This is a genomic window from Leptotrichia sp. oral taxon 847 (genome assembly GCF_001553645.1).
In the GTDB taxonomy this organism is placed as follows: Bacteria; Fusobacteriota; Fusobacteriia; order Fusobacteriales; family Leptotrichiaceae; genus Leptotrichia.
Map to the genome: position 1 here is coordinate 290,551 of NZ_CP014231.1, position 18,686 is coordinate 309,236.

The following is an 18,686-nucleotide window of genomic DNA, read 5'->3' on the forward strand; positions in this document are numbered from 1 at the left end:
TTCAGTAATATCGCAACTTTTTATTGAATTTACATAATTTTCAATATGATAACTTTAAATCATAAAAAAATCACAGTTAAATTAATAACTGTGATTTTATCTTTTAGATATTTAACTTTTTTCTTATTTTTAAATATCTAATTTTTTGAGACAATCTATTTCATGAGATAGACCCCTTTTTATTATTTTACACTTCTGTAAACTTATTTGAATTAGTAAATCAATCTAAATCCTACACCACTTCTTACATTCTTACCTTTAGTGTCGTATCCTGCATTTACTGTTACTCCAAATCTTGTGTTGTCCACTCCGATATTTAAGTCAAACTTACCGTTTCCTTTTCTATCTTCCTTGTCCCCTCTTATTCCAAACCAGTCTGCATCTGTATATCTTACTCTTCCTTCGTTGTTCTTACTTGCCATCTTTCCTAGTTCATTTTCATATGCCGCTGTAAGTCCTACTGTTAGGTTTGTTCTCACTGCCATTGGTTGGATATATCTAAACTCTAGTCCTGCTTCCGGTTTTACTGAGAAGTAGTCGTTTCCTTTTACTTCCAGTCTCATTTCTCCAGAATCTTCCTTTATCTTGTTAAATCTTCCATATTCCATCTTCAACGCTCCATATGGTCGCAAGTGTGTTCTTTCACTCAATCTTATATCATATCCCAAATCTGTCTTAAGCGCTGCTCCGTATGAATTATAGTCTGATTTCGCCTGGAATATATCGTCTACAACTAGATATCTACGTTTCATATTGTTAATTCCAAAGAACACATCTCCTCCAATTGTCCATTGTAGTGATCCGTTATGGTCTGTTGCCGGAGACATTGTCTTAAAGATTCCTGCTTTAAGCTGTGTCTGGTTTTCTCTTGAATGTCCTATATCTTTAAATTTAAATCTGTTTGTTACTGCTCCTGCATACCATCCCTGAGAGTTACCCATCTTAACTGTTTCGTCTTCGTGAACGTAAGCTACTCCGTAGGCATTGCTTGTATAGTCAATAACTCCTGCTGTGTCAGTATTGTATTCGTCCCTTTGACCAAATACTTTAATCTTGTTGTTCTGTTTAGATGGATTTCTCCAGTCATGTTTCAAATATTTGAATTCCTTGTCTAACAAGTTTCCTGTCGCATTTATTCTTTGCTGTAGGTTTCCATACTGGTGTCCCATCATTTCGTCTGTCGCCTGATAGAATAATACTTCTTCGTTATTTCCTATTCCATTTAATTTTTGGAATAATTGATTTTCTCTTGTACCTAAGGCTTCCACTCCATATCTTTGTTCCAATCCATCCAAGAAGTTATATGTATCTGTACTGTTTACCGGTGTTTCCTGTGTACCTGCCCATTTTGTATACGGTATTTTTGCCAGATAAGCGTTCTGTATTGTTCCATCTGTCTGATTCTGCGCTACACTTGACATCCATGTAAGTGAACCTGAATAAATGTTCCATTTTCCTATCTGTGGATTGTTTAAAATCATCTGGTTATATGGCGCTAGTATTTGTGGACTTATTTGAATATACTTACTTGTTGTGTTTCGTGCTGCTTCAGTACCTATGATAAGGTCGGCATTCTTTAATGTGCTCAAGCTGCTTAGTCCAACTATTGGTGTTGTAAACCGTTTGTTTGAAGTATCTATATACATTCCTATTGTTGAAACTTCCATAGGCTTGTATTCTTCTGCTGTCGTTGTCGCTAGTTCAGGCACTACTGGAACTCCATTTACTGTTATTGTCGCTGTTGATGAACCTGATGGTGCGTGAATTTTTATTCCACCCATATCTTTTGATATTTCATGTCCTGGCTGCGGAAGCTGAGTATTTACTGATCCTGCTCCTCTTATAGTCAATGTTCCGTAGTTCTTGATTATTCCTGGATTATTTCCTGCCGCATTTCCTTTCGAAAGTAATCCTACCGCTTCATCGGCATTAATATCAATTGTTCCGTTATTTTCTATTGTCGAACCACCTTTAACTACAACTCCAACTACTTTCTTTAACCCTGTTCCATTTGACTTGATTATTCCGTTATTTATTCCTTCTGCTCCATTGTCAAGGTACATTCCTGTTGTGTTGCTTGCATTTAAGTTTATTGTTCCACTGTTTACTACCTTTGTTCCTTTGTTCACTCCGTACATTCCTATACTGTATGGTCCTACTACATTAATTATTCCCTTGTTTTCTATGTTTCCTGTATAAGCCGGTGTTGTCGCATCTCCTATATATCCTGCCGCCATTCCTATTGCATACTGGTTAGCTGTCGGATCAGAATTTGAAGCTCCTACTGTTATTGAGACACCTGGATTATTTACTGCATTTCCGCCATTTATACTGTAAATTCCTACGTTTCCTATTCCTGAGCTGTAGTTAATATCTGCATTATTTACTACATTTCCTGCTGAATAAAGTCCATAGTTTAGTGAACCAGTCGAAGTTAACGGTGTATTGTTTATCACTGTTCCTGATGTATCTCTTGAGAATACAAAGACTGTGTTATCTCCGACTGTCTGTGAAGTCATATTACTTATTATTGTGTTTCCTGTTCCTTCGTTGATGAATCCATATGAACCGTTACCAATTGCCATTGTAGAACCTGCATCCGCTGTTACGTTGTTTCCTGTTCCTTTTGTGTATACCCCAATCGCTTCATCTTCTCCTAGATTAATTACAGAACTGCTTGTTAATCTAACGTTTCCACCTGTACTTAGTATTCCCTTACCTTTGTTTCCAATATTTAGTGTTCCGTTATTTACCACATCTGCACCTTCAGAATAGATTCCATAAGCTTTTCCGCTCTTATCTGTTATTGTCGCTGCATTTGTTAGGGTTCCACCTGTTGTATAAAGTCCAACAACACCTCTGTCGCTACCATTATTTACAATGTTTATATTAGTTGTATTTGTCGCTGTATTGTCATAGAAAATACCAGCTCCAGAACCATTTGCAGAACCTGTGTATTTTATTTCAAAAGTCTTTCCGTTAGGATTTACAATCGAACCGTTTGTAACAGAAATTCCTACACCTTTGTCTTTTACTTCTATTCCTGTATCTGAAGTAAAGTTTACAACACTTTTTGTTCCACTTGCATAAACTCCAATTCCGTTAGTTCCTACTGCAATGTCTGAACTTCCTGTTCCTCCTAGATTAATTGTATTTCCTTTTCCTTCGGACACTATTCCAACAGCGCTGTCTCCAGTCATAACAATTTTACCATTATTTGTAATAACTCCAGTTGAAGTTGAAACTAATCCTGTTCCTGCAACATCATTTGTATTTCCATACAACCCAATTGAACCATTTCCTGCAACTGTTATTGTACCATTATTAGTTAATTCTAAAACCTTATTACTTCCCAAAGTTCCAGTTGTTATCTGTTTGTCAGTTCCATAAGTTTTTAATGTGGAAGCTGAAGCAAATCCTGCCATACCTACTCCGCTTGAAGTAATATTTATAGCACTGTTATTTGTAAGACTACTTCCATTTATTCCATACGCTCCAATTCCGTTATCTACATTAATAGTTCCTTTATTATCAACATATCCAAAACTTGTAGACAATGCTGTTGTATTTGAAGGCGTACCTCCTGTTATATTAATTGTTCCGTTATTTGTATATCCTGTAGTTGTGTTAGTTGTAACACCATCATGAGAAGCCATTGACAAACCTTTTCCAGTTGCAGAACTTACAGTAACTCCACTTGCTATTGTAAATTTTTCATTTGAAAGTCCTATTTTTGTATTAAATTCATCTGCAGGATCATCTAAATTTTGATTATTATTAAGATTAAATATGCCATCTATGTAATATATTTTATAGTCATGCCCCTTATCATTTAAAGCAGCAAGTTTCATATCAGTTTTTACTCCGTTAATTCCTGCTGTTGAACCTGTCCAGTTTGTAACTCTACCTTGATAAGTACGTAATACTGAATTATCTCCAGTAAGATTTACAGTTACATTACTCATTCCGTTATATTTAGTAGCTGTTCCTCCTGTAGCTGCAGTATAATCCGTATCTTCACCAGTCATTAAAATACCATCAGACATATTTATTGTAGTAGCTCCTGTAAAATCTATTACAGAAGAATTATTATCCGCATAAAATGGTGTAGATTTAGAGTGGTCTACTGTAGAAGTTCCACTTGCAACTACACTACTTGAAGTTGCATTATCTTCCTGATAAATAGTTCCACCTGCAAAATTAACTTTTCCTCCGTTTAATGCAATCAATGCACTTGATTCTCCCGTTTGTATAACATTATTTGAAGATGTAATATTTACTGTTGACCCTGTTCCATCAGCAAAACCTGCTGTTCCTGCAATTGTCATTCCTCCATTTAAGTTTACTACTCCGCCACCTCTGGCAAGCCCAGCTATATTTCTAAATTTATAAGGTTTTGTTGCTGCATCTGAAGCGACCCATTCATCTTTAGCCGTTACAGCTCCTGTCGTATTTACTGTTGACCCCGTTCCATCAGCAAAACCTATTATTGAATAAAATCCTTTGGCATCTGTCGTTCCTTCAGCATTGACAAGTCCACCATCTTTTGCAAGATAGGCGATAGGATTTATTCCTGTTTCAGATGAAGTTCCTAACGTACCACCTGTTAATAAATATCTTCCCGTCATTTCAACATTTTTACCAATGTTGATTGTACTTGGCTTACCATTAAGACTACCAGCAGTTGCTGGACTCATTTGATGTTTACCATTATCCCATTTTCCATTTGCATATGCAATAATTGTAGCTGTTGCAGCCTGATTTGTATTATCATCAGCTGAAATATTTCCAGGTGCCACTGTTACTTCACTTCCATAATCTTTTATTGGACCACCCATTATACCAACAATTTTATGTCCATTTGTACTCTTTGCCACATCTATTTGAGTTCCATATTCTGAAGTAATCATTATTCCACTCTTAGAATATTTACCAAATTGAATGTCAATATCATTTACTTGAAGTGCATGAATAGGATCATAATCAAACATACTAGTAGTAGCTCCTGTTGTTTCTACAGGTGCCCCTAAATCTCTAAAAGGAGAAATTCCACTTCTCTGTCCTGAACGCGAAAAAATACCTACATTTGTTTCCACATATTTATCATCACCACCAGGTTTATTTCCTCCAGTCTGATTACCTATATTTAATATATTACGTTGACTTCCAATAGCAGCTTTTGCACTTATTTCCCCTTGATAAATACCTACTATTGATTCTTGCCATTTAGCTACTGAGTTGGCTCCTCCTGTTTTACTTTCCTGAAACGGATCATCTGCTGCATCTTTCGTTTTATTCCCAAAATACAGTATTATATTATCGTCACCATACGATTTAACATATTTTGTTAAATTTATATATGGTACCATCCCTGTCCCACTAGGAGTTGAAGTATCTGCAATTACTGCTGTTCTTGTACCTCCTTCATATCCGGTAAAAGTTTTTCCAACTAAATTTTGATAATTTGGAGAATATCCGTATCCTGAATAAACCATATTTCCTTGACCTTCAAGAGTATAGTCCCCTTCACTTTCTATTTTAAAAGCGGCCTGAACTCCTAATGCATTATAAATTATATTTCGACTAGAATTTCCAGGTACTGTAACATTTACTTCACCTGAAAATTCCCCTCTCTTATTGTAAGTTCCAGGTACACCATATGTCTTTGTATGTAAAACTAGGCTTTCCCAAGCTGCTGGGTAAATAAGAAATACTGTATTATCATCTCCATTAATATTAACCTTTACATTAGTATATTTATTATGTCCTGCATGCCAAGTTTCAATTGAATGAAATGCAGCTTGTCCATAAAGATTAGCTGTTATATCGTAAAGTTTTCCATTTGCAACTGTATGTAATCCTACTTGACCTGCAACCTTTTTAGTCCCTGTACCTATTATTTTATCAGTAACTGAACTCCCACCTTTTATATAAAGATTAACTTTTCCGTACTCATATCCACCGTGACCTAGTACGTCTCCTGAATCATTCAAATATGTAATTATTCCTGGTCTGTTAGAAGTAAAAGACGGAACAACCTGTCCCTTGGTGTCTGTCTCTCCTCCAGCTATATTTCCAGGATTACCGCTGTATCTACTCCAGCCCACAAATTTTCACCTCTACCTTTATAAACCGCGGGTGTAGTAGCTGTTGTAGTATTATTTCTCGTTACCATTTGACCACATCCTGTAAAACAGTAATTAGCAAATGGTTTTGCATTAGGTTCAGGTAAACTTACTGTTATATTTGGCGGTGTAGGTCTAGGTACAGTTACTGCTTTTGGAGGTTCTCCATTTACAGCTAAAGCATTTAACTGTGGCGCTCTTATTCCCAAATCTGGAATTTCTATATTTACTGTTTTTGGTCTAATTGACGCTTCCACGTTCATTTCCACAATTGGTTCTTGTGCTGGGTCATTGCTTGCTATTCCGTATGATGAAGGAATTCCACTTCTTAAATTTGATGAAGCTGAACGTCTGTTTGATCCCAAAGATAAATCTCCGTAATGGCTACTTAGTGGTGAAGTATATCTTTCAAATGAGTTTGTACTTCTCTCAAATCTTCCTTCGTAAGGATATTTTTCTTTCTTATCTCCTCTTCCCTTATACGTTCCATTCCAATTGTTGTTAAAATAATTCATACCATATTGCCAGCTGCTCCAAGGTGATTTTACAACGTGATCTCCCTGTTCCATCAACTGAATTAGCTCTAAGTTTGTATCTCTAAGCAATTTATCATTTTCATTTCTTGCTTTTTTGAATTGCAACCTCATGTCTTTTATTGAACTGTTTATCTGTCTAGTTTGAGTAGCTATCGCGTCTTCGTCAGAAAATGTCACGTTTGAAACTCCTAGCGTTACAAGTCCTGTCAAAAGAAACATAATTAATGCTGAATCTGTGTATTTAAAGTCTTTTACTCTTTTGGCAAAAGCTTTTAAATCTTTTTTTAACTGTCTTAAACTATTGCTTCCCATGATCTTTTTCCTTTCAAAACTGTTTTTATATGTTTTACATTTCAAAGAATTTTTTTGAAAATAAAAAAGTTTCAAGAATAATTTTTTTAGTGAGTGATGAGTGAAATTTTCTATTTCCCCAAAAAAACTTTTTATTATACACTATAATTATACCAAAAAAAGAAAAAAAAACAAGTACTTTTTCTAAGAAATTTTAAAAAAAATATAAAATTTTTATTTATTTTTTAAAGAAAAACTCCAAAATTTAACTAAAATACTGGATTTTCACAAATAATTTTTTTATTTTTTTATAAAAAAGTTTTTTTTTGTTTTTAGTAATTCTTTTCATTTTTTTCTAAGAAATAATATTACTATTATACTACTATACCACACTTAATTCTATTTTTTATTATTTTTCAAAAAAAAATCACAGCACAACACTATGATTTTACTTAATATACTTTTTATAAAAAAACTAAACTTCAATTGTAACTTCGTTTCTTAGACTTGGCTTCATCTGTAAAAATTCACCCCAAAGTTCTAATACAGCTTTGTACTCATCAAAATGGCAACTCCATTCAGGATATTCTTCGCAAATTCCAAAAATTGTATGTTCAAAACTTACCTTATCTTTTGTTATTTTATGCTGAAACGACTGACCGTCCCAATAGGTTTCATTTAATTTCCCAGCTGCCACTTTATTTACCTCATCTAAAAAATCTTCGACCATCTTTTCCTCAGGAAAATCTTCCATAATCGCTGTTATTAAAAACTTTGTGTATTCATTTTGTCTTTTTTCTAAATCTTTAAATTTTATCTTTTTTTTTCCACTAAATTCTTCAACATCAAAAAATTTTACTTCGGAAGTCGGAGTAATCCCAAAATCTCCATCTTTGCAATAACTAAACTTTACTCTCAATTTTGTTCACCTTTCTAATTTATCTATTTTCATAAACAGGATATGCTGTAATTCTAGGACTTTTATAGCCTCTTATTAAAACTTTGCTTTTACTCATACCTTGCCACATATTTTTATCTCTTCCTGGAACATCTTTTCTATTTTCCCAAGCTGAGTTTATTTCATCAATTATTCTAGCTTCATCCCAATCGCTTGGAAACATCGTATTGACTCCGCCATTTGAAGTCTTTTGTTGCCAGTTGCCATCAGAAGTTTTTATTTCAACAGTTGCTCTATAAACACCATTTTTTGCGGGTTCTCCAATTTTTTTTACAATTCTGACATCCCCTCTTAAAAGAGAATGTCCACCGGTAACTTTTCCTAAATGATTTTCATCACCGCCGATTACGTGCTCATAATCTATATCATATTTCCGATTTTCACTAAATTTATTACTCCTGTAATTTTTATTCTTTTTAGAACTAAAAGATTTTTCATTTTTATTGTTATTGCTATTTTTATCAACTAAACTCTTTATATAAGTTTTATCTGTATTATTTTTAGTCATATTGTTAAAATAAGTTTTTCCAAAAACAAATAATGCGACTATAAATACAACTAAAATACTTAAAATTTTATTTTTTTTCATCTTTCCTCCTCACATAATTTTTACAAAAATTTTAATATTTTTCTTTTATATTCTATAAATTTTTCAGTCAATGTCAATTCTTCACTATTTTCGCTTTTTGGCAAATTAATTTCCAATTCTTTTGTAATTTTTCCTGGCCTTCCAGAAATGATATAAATTCTTCTTGAAATTAGAATTGCCTCGTCGATATCATGGGTTATAAACAGCGTTGACATCTTTATTTTTTTCATTATGTTTAAATACCAATTGTGCATTTTATGCTTTGTTATGGCATCCAGTGCACTAAATGGCTCATCTAGTAGAGATACTTCACAAGAAAACATATAAGTTCTTAAAAGTGCCGCACGTTGTCTCATTCCACCTGAGAGTTGACTTGGATATTTTTTTTCTGTTCCTTCTAATCCAAATTCTTTAAAATATTTTTGAGCTTTTTTTCGTGCAACAGATTTTTTTTCTCCTTTTATAATCAAAGGCAATGATACATTGTCAATAATTGTCTTAAACGGCAAAAGTAAATCTTTTTGAAGCATATAACTTATTTTACCCGATGTCTTTATAATATTTTCTCCATTTAGAAAAACCTCCCCACAAGTTGGAGCAATTAACCCGGAAATCACATTAAACAAAGTAGTTTTCCCAACTCCACTCGCTCCCAAAATACAGACAAGTTCTCCCTCTCTCAAATCAATCGAAATATTTTCAATAATTTTTTTGCCATCAAATTCAACAGACACATTTCTAACCTGCAATTTAACATCGTTCATTTTTTCACCTTAAAAATTTTATTCACGAAATTAGATTATCATATGAAAAAAAAAATGTCAATAAAAAAAATCTTTTTTTTGTTAGTTAAAAAATTTTAAAGGCAGATTTTTAATTCCCAATTTTTTAAAGTTATTCTTGATTACAACATGTCATTTTGTTTAGTACAGTTTTTTATTTTTTTTCATAAGGGGAAAGGACCGCCATTTCCCCTTATAATCCCCACGCTCGTCTAAGCATTTTTTTGAAGCAAAGCCGAAACTCACTTCGTTCAAACAGTCGCCTTTACTCCAAAAAAATCACGACACCTTTTTTATAATAGTAAAATTTAAACCGTCGGAGCATTTTTATGTGCTGACAAAACTGTCTGAGCGAAAGCGAGTTTTTTGGCAGTGCATAAAAATGACGAAGACTAGCCGGGGTGCAGGGGTATGGCGATGGTACCCCTGCTTTAAAATAAAAATATTCTTGGATAGAATAATTTGAAATTAAAAATTTGCATTTTTAATAAATATAGGTATAATTCTATTAGATAGTTTGACAATCAAAATTTTTATAAGGAGGAACATACTATGAAAATAAAACTTAATAATATTTCAGAAACTATGCTTATTACTCTGTATATGCGAGCGACCGATGCTAAAAGTAAAAATCCGATTTTAAATGACAAAAAATCTGAAGAAATAATTTCTCAAATAGATTATGACTTCTCGAAATTTAAAAGTGCATGGGCTTCGTATTACGGAGTTCTTTCACGGGCGAAAGTGATGGACAATGAAGTAAAAAAATTTATGAAAAAATATCCAGATTGTGTAATTGTATCGATTGGATGTGGATTAGATACGAGATTTTTACGAATAGATAACGGAAAAATAAAATGGTACAACCTTGACTTGCCAGAAGTCATTGAAAAACGAAAGCTCTTTTTTGAACCAAATGAAAGAGTTATAGATATTGCAAAATCTGCATTTGATTCAGCATGGACAAAGGATATTAAACTGGAAAGGAAAAAATTGCTTATTATTTCCGAAGGTGTATTAATGTACTTTGAAGAACAGCAAATTAAACAGTTTTTGGAAATACTGACTGATAATTTTGATTCTTTTGAAGCTCAATTTGACTTGCTATATAAAGGAACAGTTAAAATGAGTAAAAAACATGATACCTTAAAAAATATGGAAGCAAAATTTAGCTGGGGCGTAAAAGATGGAAGTGAAGTTGTAAAATTAAATCCAAAATTAAAGCAGACTGGACTTATTAATTTTACCGATGAAATGAAACATCATCTTCCTGGCTGGAAAAAATTGTTTATTCCATTCTTTTACATTTTTAATAATAGACTTGGAATTTATACTTTTGAAAAATAAAGAGCGATATTACAAAATGTATACTGAAATGAAAAAAGCGCAGTCAGAATTTGAACTGATTTAAATTAAAATTTTGAGAGTGTAAACTTTTTTGCGTAAATAAACTAGAAAAATCTTATATTACTGGATTTATATATATCTTACACAAAATTCCGGACACTCTCAAAATTTATTATGCAAATTTAATGAATCTCTCAAAATGTACTTTACTAATTTAATGAACTTCTTCCACTTGAATAAAAACTTTCTCTAATATCTATTAAAATTCTCACGATTTTTTTATTTCATTTCAACTATTTTATTCTAAATACTCATTACTAAACCCAAATCCACTCGGAATTTGTTTTTTAATCAATTTATTTTTATATAGCCAACTGTAAAATAAATCCCATCTATTTTTATCTATCTCTCCCCATTTTTTAGCGTTTCCTCTATACTGCGAAACTAGCCACTTTTGACTGGCAAGCGCTAATTTTGGATTTATTTCAGGCGCATTTTTTACCAAAATTTTCGCCGCTTTTTCAGGATTTTGAATTGAATATTCATAGCCTTTTTTTATTGCTTTTAAAACTTTTTTTGCTTCATTTGGATTTTTTTTCAAATAATCGTTGTTTGCAATAATTACAGGACTGTAAAAGTCAAGCTCAGGCCCGTAATCCACAAATTTTAAAAAGTTTGTATTAAGACCCGCAAGCTTCGTTGCAACACCGTCCCACGCATAGTAAACCCAGACCGCGTCAATATTTGTTCTTAGTGCTGTTACAACATCAGTAACTGTATTTGGAATCATTTTTACGTTATTAAAATTTCCATTGTCATCGGTAACCATCTTTTTTAAAATGGCTTTTTCAATTTCATCGTCCCAGGTTGCGTATCTTTTACCCTCCAATTTTTTCGGCGTATTTATTCCTTTCTCTTTCAATGAAATAATTCCAGACGTGTTGTGATTGATTATTGCTGCGACTGCTGTTACTGGAACAGGCGCATCAGACGAAAATGACTTTGCCAGTGTGTCTTGAAAGCTTATTCCAAATTCAGCTCCACCAGCTCCAATTAGTGCTGTTGTACTTCCTTCAGGCGGCTGTACAATCTCTACATCAATTCCCTCATCTTTAAAATATCCCAAATCTTTTGCGACAAATAGTCCTGTGTGATTAGTATTAGGCGTCCAATCCAAAACTATTCTTATTTTTTTAGATTTTTTTACACAAGATACTGACAATATCAGCATTACCATTAAAATTAAAATTTTAACAAAATTTTTTTTCATAAGGCTCTCCTTTTTTTAATCAAATAGCTTCTTCCCAAGGCATACTCAATTTTTGAATTTTTTTTACAACAAACATCAAAAATAAACTAATTATTGAAATTAAAAATATCACGGCAAACATTTTATCAAATGAATACGACTTTCTGACTCTCGTCATATACACCCCAAGTCCATCAAACCCGCCTAGCCATTCAGCAACAACTGCACCTATAATCGAATAGCTGACAGATATTCTAAGTCCCGCAAAAAAATATCCAATCGAACTTGGAAGCTTTATGTGAACAAAATTTTGAAATTGCGTTGCTCCCATCGTTTTCATAAGTTTTAGTGCATCTTTATCCGCCGATTTAAATCCATCCAAAAGTCCTATTGTTATTGGGAAAAATGAAGTTAAAACAATAAGTACAATTTTAGGTAAAATTCCATATCCCAGCCAAAGTACCAAAAGTGGTGCAATCGCAACAGTTGGAATAGTTTGAGTAATTATTAAAATTGGATAGATGGATTTATAAAAAAATTCAAACATATCCATAATAATCGCAACAAAAAAACCTAAAATCACTCCCATCCCCAGTCCTAAGAAAGCTTCTACAAGCGTAACCTTCATGTGGTGCATAAGAAGTGGAAAATCATTTATAAAAGCCTTTATTACATCAAAAGGCGAAGGCAACATAAATTTTGGCACAATTCCTGTAATTGATAATATTTGCCACTTTATTAAGATATATAAAATAATAATTATTGGTGCGATTTTATTTAATACTTTACTGTATATATTTTTTGATTTTTTTCTCAATTGTAATTATCTCTCCTCCCGGTTTATAATTTATTTTGACATATGACATCACACTTTCCGCTCCAGCTTCAACTGCAATAATTTGACACATTTTAACAATGTTCATAAGTTCATCATAATCCCCTTCAATCGTTGTTTCAAAAGGTCCAACTACCATTTTAAAATTTTTACTTTTAATGTACTCGATAACTTTGTCCACTATTCTTATCACTTCTTCATTTTCGCAAGTACTTGGCAAAACTTGAATTGCAACACTTGCATTGATTTTATTAGACATAAAAACATCTCCTTTCAAATTGTATTAAAAACAAAAGGAGATTTATTTATTAATATTAAATTGTAATATTATAAAAATACTCCCTTCGCCGGCATTATCCGTATCAGGTTAAACGGGTTAAGTCAAAAAGACTACTCTCAGCCACTACAGCACCCCTGTATTTATATTTAACTTTGATATCTTTACTTTAAGTATATCCTTATTTTTTCATAAGTCAATATCATTCTAAAAAAAATGTAAAATTGTATCACATTATATTTTTTATATTAAAAATTTATTTTTTTCTGAAAAAATTCAAATTTTCATATTTATCCAAAAACATTTCTAAATACTCAGCTGGATCTACATCTTCCTCTTTTCCATCAATCATTCTTTTAAGTCCCAACTTTTCTAATTCGCTTATTAATTTATCTTTAGTTGTTGGCTCTTTTAATTGTTGCAAAAGTAATAGTTCAATGCCGTCCACAGGGAAAATTTCATTTTTAAAGTTTCCAATTCCGATGTATTGCCCATCTTCACTTAGAATAACTTCCACATATTTGATAAATTTTTCTGGAACATAAGTTTCATTTTCCACAAAACTTACTCTTTCAATTTTTGTCAAATAGAAATTTAGATTTCCTACTATTACGTTATTTAAAATAAATCCTCTTATTTCTTGAACTATTTTACCTTTCTGCTCTTGATCTAAATCTTTGTCTTCCAAAAATTTCTTTGCATCTTCAATTTCAAATTCTCCGTATTTTTTATTAAGCAAATGTTTTAAAGTTTCTTCCAAGACTTTATCTTCAAGTTCCGCTATTTTTATTTCATTTCTTATTACATAGTAAAGGCTGTCAAGTATTGTATTAGGTATGCTTTCAGAAAAATTCAACTTATCTGCCTGACTTTTTTTACACATAAGTGATTTTCTAAATTTTGTATCCAAGATAAAGTCAATACATTGTTCTTTGATTACATTATCTCCGCCAGACAACTGCTGTAATTTTTCCACAGTTTCCTTTTTATAAGAAGTTGCCATTGATAATTTTAGATTTGTGTCAGTAAAATATTTCAATCCATTTTTATCAGCTAGTTCAGCAAATTCGTGAATGTATAAAGGATCGTTAAACATTTCCAAATATTCGTGTCCAAGGTAATAATTTTTATGTTTTAATACACTATCCATCCATTCCAGATAACTTTTGCTTCTATCTTTTAAATCTGGATAAAGTTCTATCTGTTCTTTAAAAATTTCTACAACTAATCTTCCTCTTTCCGTTTTTTCAAGCAGTGAAAGATTTGGATAAAATTTATTTACGTACATCATCATATCTCTTACCTTTGAAGCTTCTTTCCAACCTGGATAAGTATTGTAAGACAAATATGCGATCCCATTTTCATTCAAATTTTGATTGCAAATTTCTATCATTTTGTGCTTTACATCATTCGGAACCCACGAAAAAACTCCGTGAGAAATTATATAATCAAATTTCCCAAAACTTTCATCAATTGTCAAAATATCTTTTTGATGTAACTCAATATTTTTTAATCCCAATTTTTTTATAATTTCATTCCCTTTTTTTATCTGCTCATGCGACAAATCCACACCGACATAATAATTGTCTTCAAAATTAATCGCTTGTGCAATCAAATTTCCTCCAAAGGATGTCCCCAATTCCAGTATTCGAGCTTTTGTAGCTTTCTGTGGATTAAGTCCATAAAAATATGCATATGCTTCCAATTTTATCATCGCTGTATCTGCAAATGGATTTGCTTTATAAACTAACTCATCATAACTTTCTTTGTTTTCTTCGCTATTCATTTTATAATTTCCTTTCTTTGCTTTAATTATTAAAATTATATCATATTTTTAATATTTTTTCATTATTTTTTTGTTATTAAAAAAAATTCCTGTTAATATCAAAATTAACAGAAATTTTATAATCTTTTATTTTTTAGATTTTTTCTTATTTTTTTTATCTTTTTTTGAAGAAGTTTTTTTACTTGATGACTTTTTTCTTCCAGATTTTTTTGACGAGGATTTTTTTCCGTTTCCGCCACTTTTTCTATTACCTGTAGCTTCTTCAACTAGAGGCTTGGAATCTTTTTTGGAATTTAGTGCTCTCATAATGTATTCCGCTTCCTGTAGTGGCACTGTAATGAATGAATATTTATCCATAATTTTTACATCTTTTACTTTTCTTCCTGGAGTTTTTGCCTTTTTATGAAGTAAATCTAATAACCTTCCCACATTATAGCCATCTTTTGAACCAAGTGCGATAAATAATCTTGTTTTATCCGCAATTTTAACTTTCACATCTTGAATTTCACTGTAATTTTCAGGTAAAAACTCATCTTCATAGACATGTCTTAATACAGATGCCAAAACTTGTTTTGGATCTCTTCCTTCAAGCAAATCATTTGCCAATTCATCGTAAGCACTATGGTCATCTTCTTTTATAATTTCTTCAATATAGGCGATTAATGCTTCTTTTTTAGCGTTTAAAATTTCTTCCACATTTGGTATATCTTCTCTTTTGATATCGGTTTTTGTAATTCTTTTAATTTGTGCCAATTTACTAGCTTCCCTAGGTGTTACAAAAGTAATTGCAATCCCCTTTTGACCAGCTCTTCCAGTTCTTCCAATTCTGTGGACATAAGATTCTGCTTCCTGCGGTATTGAGTAATTGATTACGTGTGTTAAGTTACTCACATCTATTCCTCTTGCTGCAACGTCTGTTGCCACAAGGACTGTTAATATTTTTTTCTTGAATAAATCCAACGCTTTTTGTCTTAACGCTTGAGTGATGTCGCCATGAATACATTCAGCATCGTAATTTCTAGCTTTTAATTTATTTGTAACATCGTCAACTTCTGATTTTGTTCTACAAAATACAATTCCGTAAAAATCCTGCTCGTAGTCCAAAACTCTACATAGCGCTTCAAACTTATCTTCCTGTTTAACTTCATAATAAATTTGTTCTGTTAAATTTGTAGTCAATTCCTTTTTTGGAACTTTTAATAATTTATACTCTGGCATAAACTTTTTAGCTATTGCCAAAATTTGTTTAGGGATTGTGGCTGAGAAAAACAACATTTTTTTCCCGTCGTTCGTCTTTTTTAATATTTCTTCAATATCTTCGATAAATCCCATATTTAACATTTCATCCGCTTCGTCTAATACGAAATAATCCAAATTGTCAACTTTTAAGACTTTTTTCTTCATCAAGTCCATAACTCTTCCAGGCGTTCCGACAACAATGTCAACTCCAGATTTTAGCCTTTTAATTTGATTTTCGATAGATGCACCACCGTAAACTGCTAACACTTTTAAATTTTTTTCACCTTTTAATGAATAAATTTCATCTGCCACTTGATTTGCAAGCTCTCTTGTAGGTGCTAAGATTAAAGCTTTAACAGTTTTATCAGATTTAATAGTTTCTAGGATTGGGATACTAAATGCCGCCGTCTTTCCTGTTCCTGTCTGTGCTTGTCCTATTAAGTGCGTTCTCTCTTTTAATAATTCAGGAAGTACCAATTTTTGTATTTCGCTTGGTTCCTCGAATCCTTTTTTACTTAGTGCATTAAGCATTTCTGTGCTTAATCCAAAATCTTCAAATTTTTGCATCTTTTAAAATTACCTTCCTTTTCGTCTTTATATAATGTTTTACCAGATTGCCTAATTTTGCAACTGATTTTTTTATTATTGTAGTGAAAATCTCTTATTTTTTTAATCATTTCATACGACATATTATTATATCACATTTTTTAAAAATTTGATATTTTTTTGTATTTTTAATTTTCTGTTCTTATTTTTTATCTTAAATTATTAACACCTTATTTTACAACTTTTATTTTTGATTTTCTTTCATCAGTTTATAATTTTTCCAATTTTAGTTTTGCTTCATCACTTCCAGCTTCCACTGCTTTTTCATACCATTTTTTAGCTTCTTTAATATCCTTAGGTACACCTTTTCCATCTTTGTACATATCTCCTAATGCGCTAAACATCGGAGCTGCTTCTTTATCTTTTCTATCACCTGCTTTTTCATAAAGTTCTTTTGCTCTTTCAAAATTATTTTGACTTTCATAAATTTTTGCTAAATTGTATTGAGCAACTATATCGCCTGCACTATCCCCCATTTCATAGTAAAAGATTGCATCTTCCAGATTTTTTTTTGTTCCAAGACCATTTTGTGCCATAATTCCCAAATATCTTGGCGCTTTCATTTCAGCGTTCATATTTCCTTTGTCCATCGCTTTATTAAACAGTTCGGACGCTTTTTTGTAATTTTTTTTGACACCAAATCCTTCAAAATATATTATTCCAACATTTGTAGTCGCTATTTCATTCCCTTTTTTCATCGCTTTTGTCGACCACATAAGCGCTTTTTTATAGTCTTTTGGCACTCCCTTCCCAAAAAGGTACATTTCTCCTAATTCAGTTTGTGCCGCAACATCTCCCTTTCGAGCCGCATCTGTCAATTTTTTTACTTTTTCATCTATTGCTGATATAACTTTGGGTTTAGAAGTTGGTTTTACACTTTGATCCTTTTTTTCTCCACAACTTGCAAAAATCATAAGTCCCATTATCAGTAAAATACTTTTTTTATACTTTTTCATTTATCTCTCCTAAATTTTATTTGAAATTTTATTACAATAATTTTTATTAATTCAAGCATAGACAATTTTAAAAATTAAATAAAAATTCTACTTGCACATATTATTTTTATTTAATTCTTTTAAATTTTTTCACAATATTTATCTTTAACTACAAAATACTATTTTTCTATATTTTTTCATAAGGGGAAAGGACCGCCATTTCCCCTTATAATCCCCACGCTCGTCTAAGCATTTTTTTGAAGCAAAGCCGAAACTCGCACTAAACGTGCTCAAACAGTCGTCTTTACTCCAAAAAAATCACGACACCTTTTGTATAATAGTAAAATTTAAACCGTCGGAGCATTTTTATGCACTGCCAAAAAACTCGCTTACGGCGGGGCAGTTTTGTCAGCACATAAAAATGTCGTAGACTAGCCGGGGTGCAGGGGTATGGCAATGATACCCCTGCTTAAAAAATGTATATAAATTAAAATAACTCTCTTAGAGTTAACTAAAAGAGTTATTTTCTTCATTAACTATTTTTGAATGTTTAAAACTACTGTTTCCCCTGCTTTAGCTTCTCCACTTTCAACTGGATTTAATGAACTGTAATCTTCATAGTTTGAGATAATTACTGGTGTAATTATTGATTTTGCATTTGCTTTTAAAAATTCATAATCGTATTTAATTAATGGATCTCCAACTTTTACAACTGCACCTTCTTCAACAACTCTTTCAAAACCTTTTCCTTCTAATTGAACTGTATCCATTCCGAAGTGAACAAAAATTTCTACTCCTGCTGGTGTTACAATACTAAATGCGTGATTAGTATCAAAGATTTTTTCTACTCTTCCCGCAGCTGGAGCTAACATTGAACCTGATCCATTAGGTTCAATTGCAATTCCGTCTCCTACCATTTTTTGAGCAAATACTTCATCAGGAACTTCAGACAAAGGCATAATTCTACCCGAAATTGGTGCAATTATTTTCCCTTCAAATTCCTGTTTTACTTCTTCTTCCTTTTTTCCTTTTTTAAATAAATCAAATAGTCCCATTTTTTCTCCTCCAATATATTTATTTTTTTAATTATATCATAGTAATATGATACCACATATTAGTGAAAAATACAAA

13 protein-coding genes and 1 riboswitch are annotated in these 18,686 nt (G+C 32.0%); of the genes, 1 reads left to right on the forward strand and 12 read right to left on the reverse strand.

Annotation, left to right across the window (positions count from 1 at the left end):
- Nucleotides 1–212 precede the first annotated feature (212 nt).
- The 5 genes from AXF11_RS01305 to AXF11_RS01325 form a co-directional block, all read right to left on the reverse strand.
- Complete coding sequence (locus AXF11_RS01305) at nucleotides 213–6,107, reverse strand: autotransporter outer membrane beta-barrel domain-containing protein (RefSeq protein ID WP_068154168.1); 5,895 nt, start codon at nucleotides 6,105–6,107, stop codon at nucleotides 213–215.
- Entirely contained in the window at nucleotides 6,068–6,973 is a 906-nt protein-coding gene (locus AXF11_RS01310) for an autotransporter-associated N-terminal domain-containing protein (RefSeq protein ID WP_068154170.1), read from the reverse strand. The genes AXF11_RS01305 and AXF11_RS01310 overlap by 40 nt, the downstream gene beginning before the upstream one ends.
- Nucleotides 6,974–7,427: 454 nt before the next feature.
- Nucleotides 7,428–7,871: a hypothetical protein gene (locus AXF11_RS01315; protein ID WP_068154171.1), complete on the reverse strand. Its 444-nt coding sequence runs from the start codon at nucleotides 7,869–7,871 to the stop codon at nucleotides 7,428–7,430.
- Between the two features lie 19 nt (nucleotides 7,872–7,890).
- The gene (locus AXF11_RS01320; RefSeq protein WP_068154175.1) at nucleotides 7,891–8,499 is read right to left on the reverse strand and encodes an EndoU domain-containing protein; all 609 of its coding nucleotides are present in this window, start codon (nucleotides 8,497–8,499) and stop codon (nucleotides 7,891–7,893) included.
- Nucleotides 8,500–8,519: 20 nt separating this feature from the next.
- Complete coding sequence (locus tag AXF11_RS01325) at nucleotides 8,520–9,263, reverse strand: ABC transporter ATP-binding protein (RefSeq protein WP_068154177.1); 744 nt, start codon at nucleotides 9,261–9,263, stop codon at nucleotides 8,520–8,522.
- 570 nt (nucleotides 9,264–9,833) lie between these two features.
- On the opposite strand from AXF11_RS01325, the gene AXF11_RS01330 reads away from it, so the two are divergent.
- Nucleotides 9,834–10,628: a class I SAM-dependent methyltransferase gene (locus tag AXF11_RS01330; RefSeq protein WP_068154179.1), complete on the forward strand. Its 795-nt coding sequence runs from the start codon at nucleotides 9,834–9,836 to the stop codon at nucleotides 10,626–10,628.
- A gap of 298 nt (nucleotides 10,629–10,926) precedes the next feature.
- On the opposite strand, the gene AXF11_RS01335 is transcribed toward AXF11_RS01330, so the two are convergent.
- From AXF11_RS01335 to AXF11_RS01365, 7 genes are all read right to left on the reverse strand, one after another.
- Nucleotides 10,927–11,898 (reverse strand): ABC transporter substrate-binding protein, encoded by a 972-nt coding sequence (locus tag AXF11_RS01335; protein ID WP_068154181.1) that lies wholly within the window; start codon nucleotides 11,896–11,898, stop codon nucleotides 10,927–10,929.
- Between the two features lie 19 nt (nucleotides 11,899–11,917).
- Complete coding sequence (locus tag AXF11_RS01340; protein WP_068154184.1) at nucleotides 11,918–12,694, reverse strand: ABC transporter permease; 777 nt, start codon at nucleotides 12,692–12,694, stop codon at nucleotides 11,918–11,920.
- Nucleotides 12,663–12,971, reverse strand: coding sequence for a thiamine-binding protein (locus tag AXF11_RS01345; RefSeq protein WP_197416834.1), 309 nt, complete (start codon nucleotides 12,969–12,971; stop codon nucleotides 12,663–12,665). The genes AXF11_RS01340 and AXF11_RS01345 overlap by 32 nt, the downstream gene beginning before the upstream one ends.
- A 63-nt stretch (nucleotides 12,972–13,034) precedes the next feature.
- Nucleotides 13,035–13,138: riboswitch (TPP riboswitch) on the reverse strand.
- 107 nt (nucleotides 13,139–13,245) lie between these two features.
- Nucleotides 13,246–14,775 (reverse strand): methyltransferase regulatory domain-containing protein, encoded by a 1,530-nt coding sequence (locus tag AXF11_RS01350; RefSeq protein WP_068154186.1) that lies wholly within the window; start codon nucleotides 14,773–14,775, stop codon nucleotides 13,246–13,248.
- A 126-nt stretch (nucleotides 14,776–14,901) separates the two neighbouring features.
- Nucleotides 14,902–16,581, reverse strand: a complete 1,680-nt coding sequence (locus tag AXF11_RS01355; RefSeq protein WP_068154188.1) for a DEAD/DEAH box helicase — start codon at nucleotides 16,579–16,581, stop codon at nucleotides 14,902–14,904.
- 248 nt (nucleotides 16,582–16,829) lie between these two features.
- Entirely contained in the window at nucleotides 16,830–17,576 is a 747-nt protein-coding gene (locus tag AXF11_RS01360; protein WP_068154190.1) for a tetratricopeptide repeat protein, read from the reverse strand.
- A 515-nt stretch (nucleotides 17,577–18,091) separates the two neighbouring features.
- Nucleotides 18,092–18,610, reverse strand: coding sequence for a PTS sugar transporter subunit IIA (locus tag AXF11_RS01365; protein ID WP_068154191.1), 519 nt, complete (start codon nucleotides 18,608–18,610; stop codon nucleotides 18,092–18,094).
- Nucleotides 18,611–18,686: the final 76 nt, after the last annotated feature.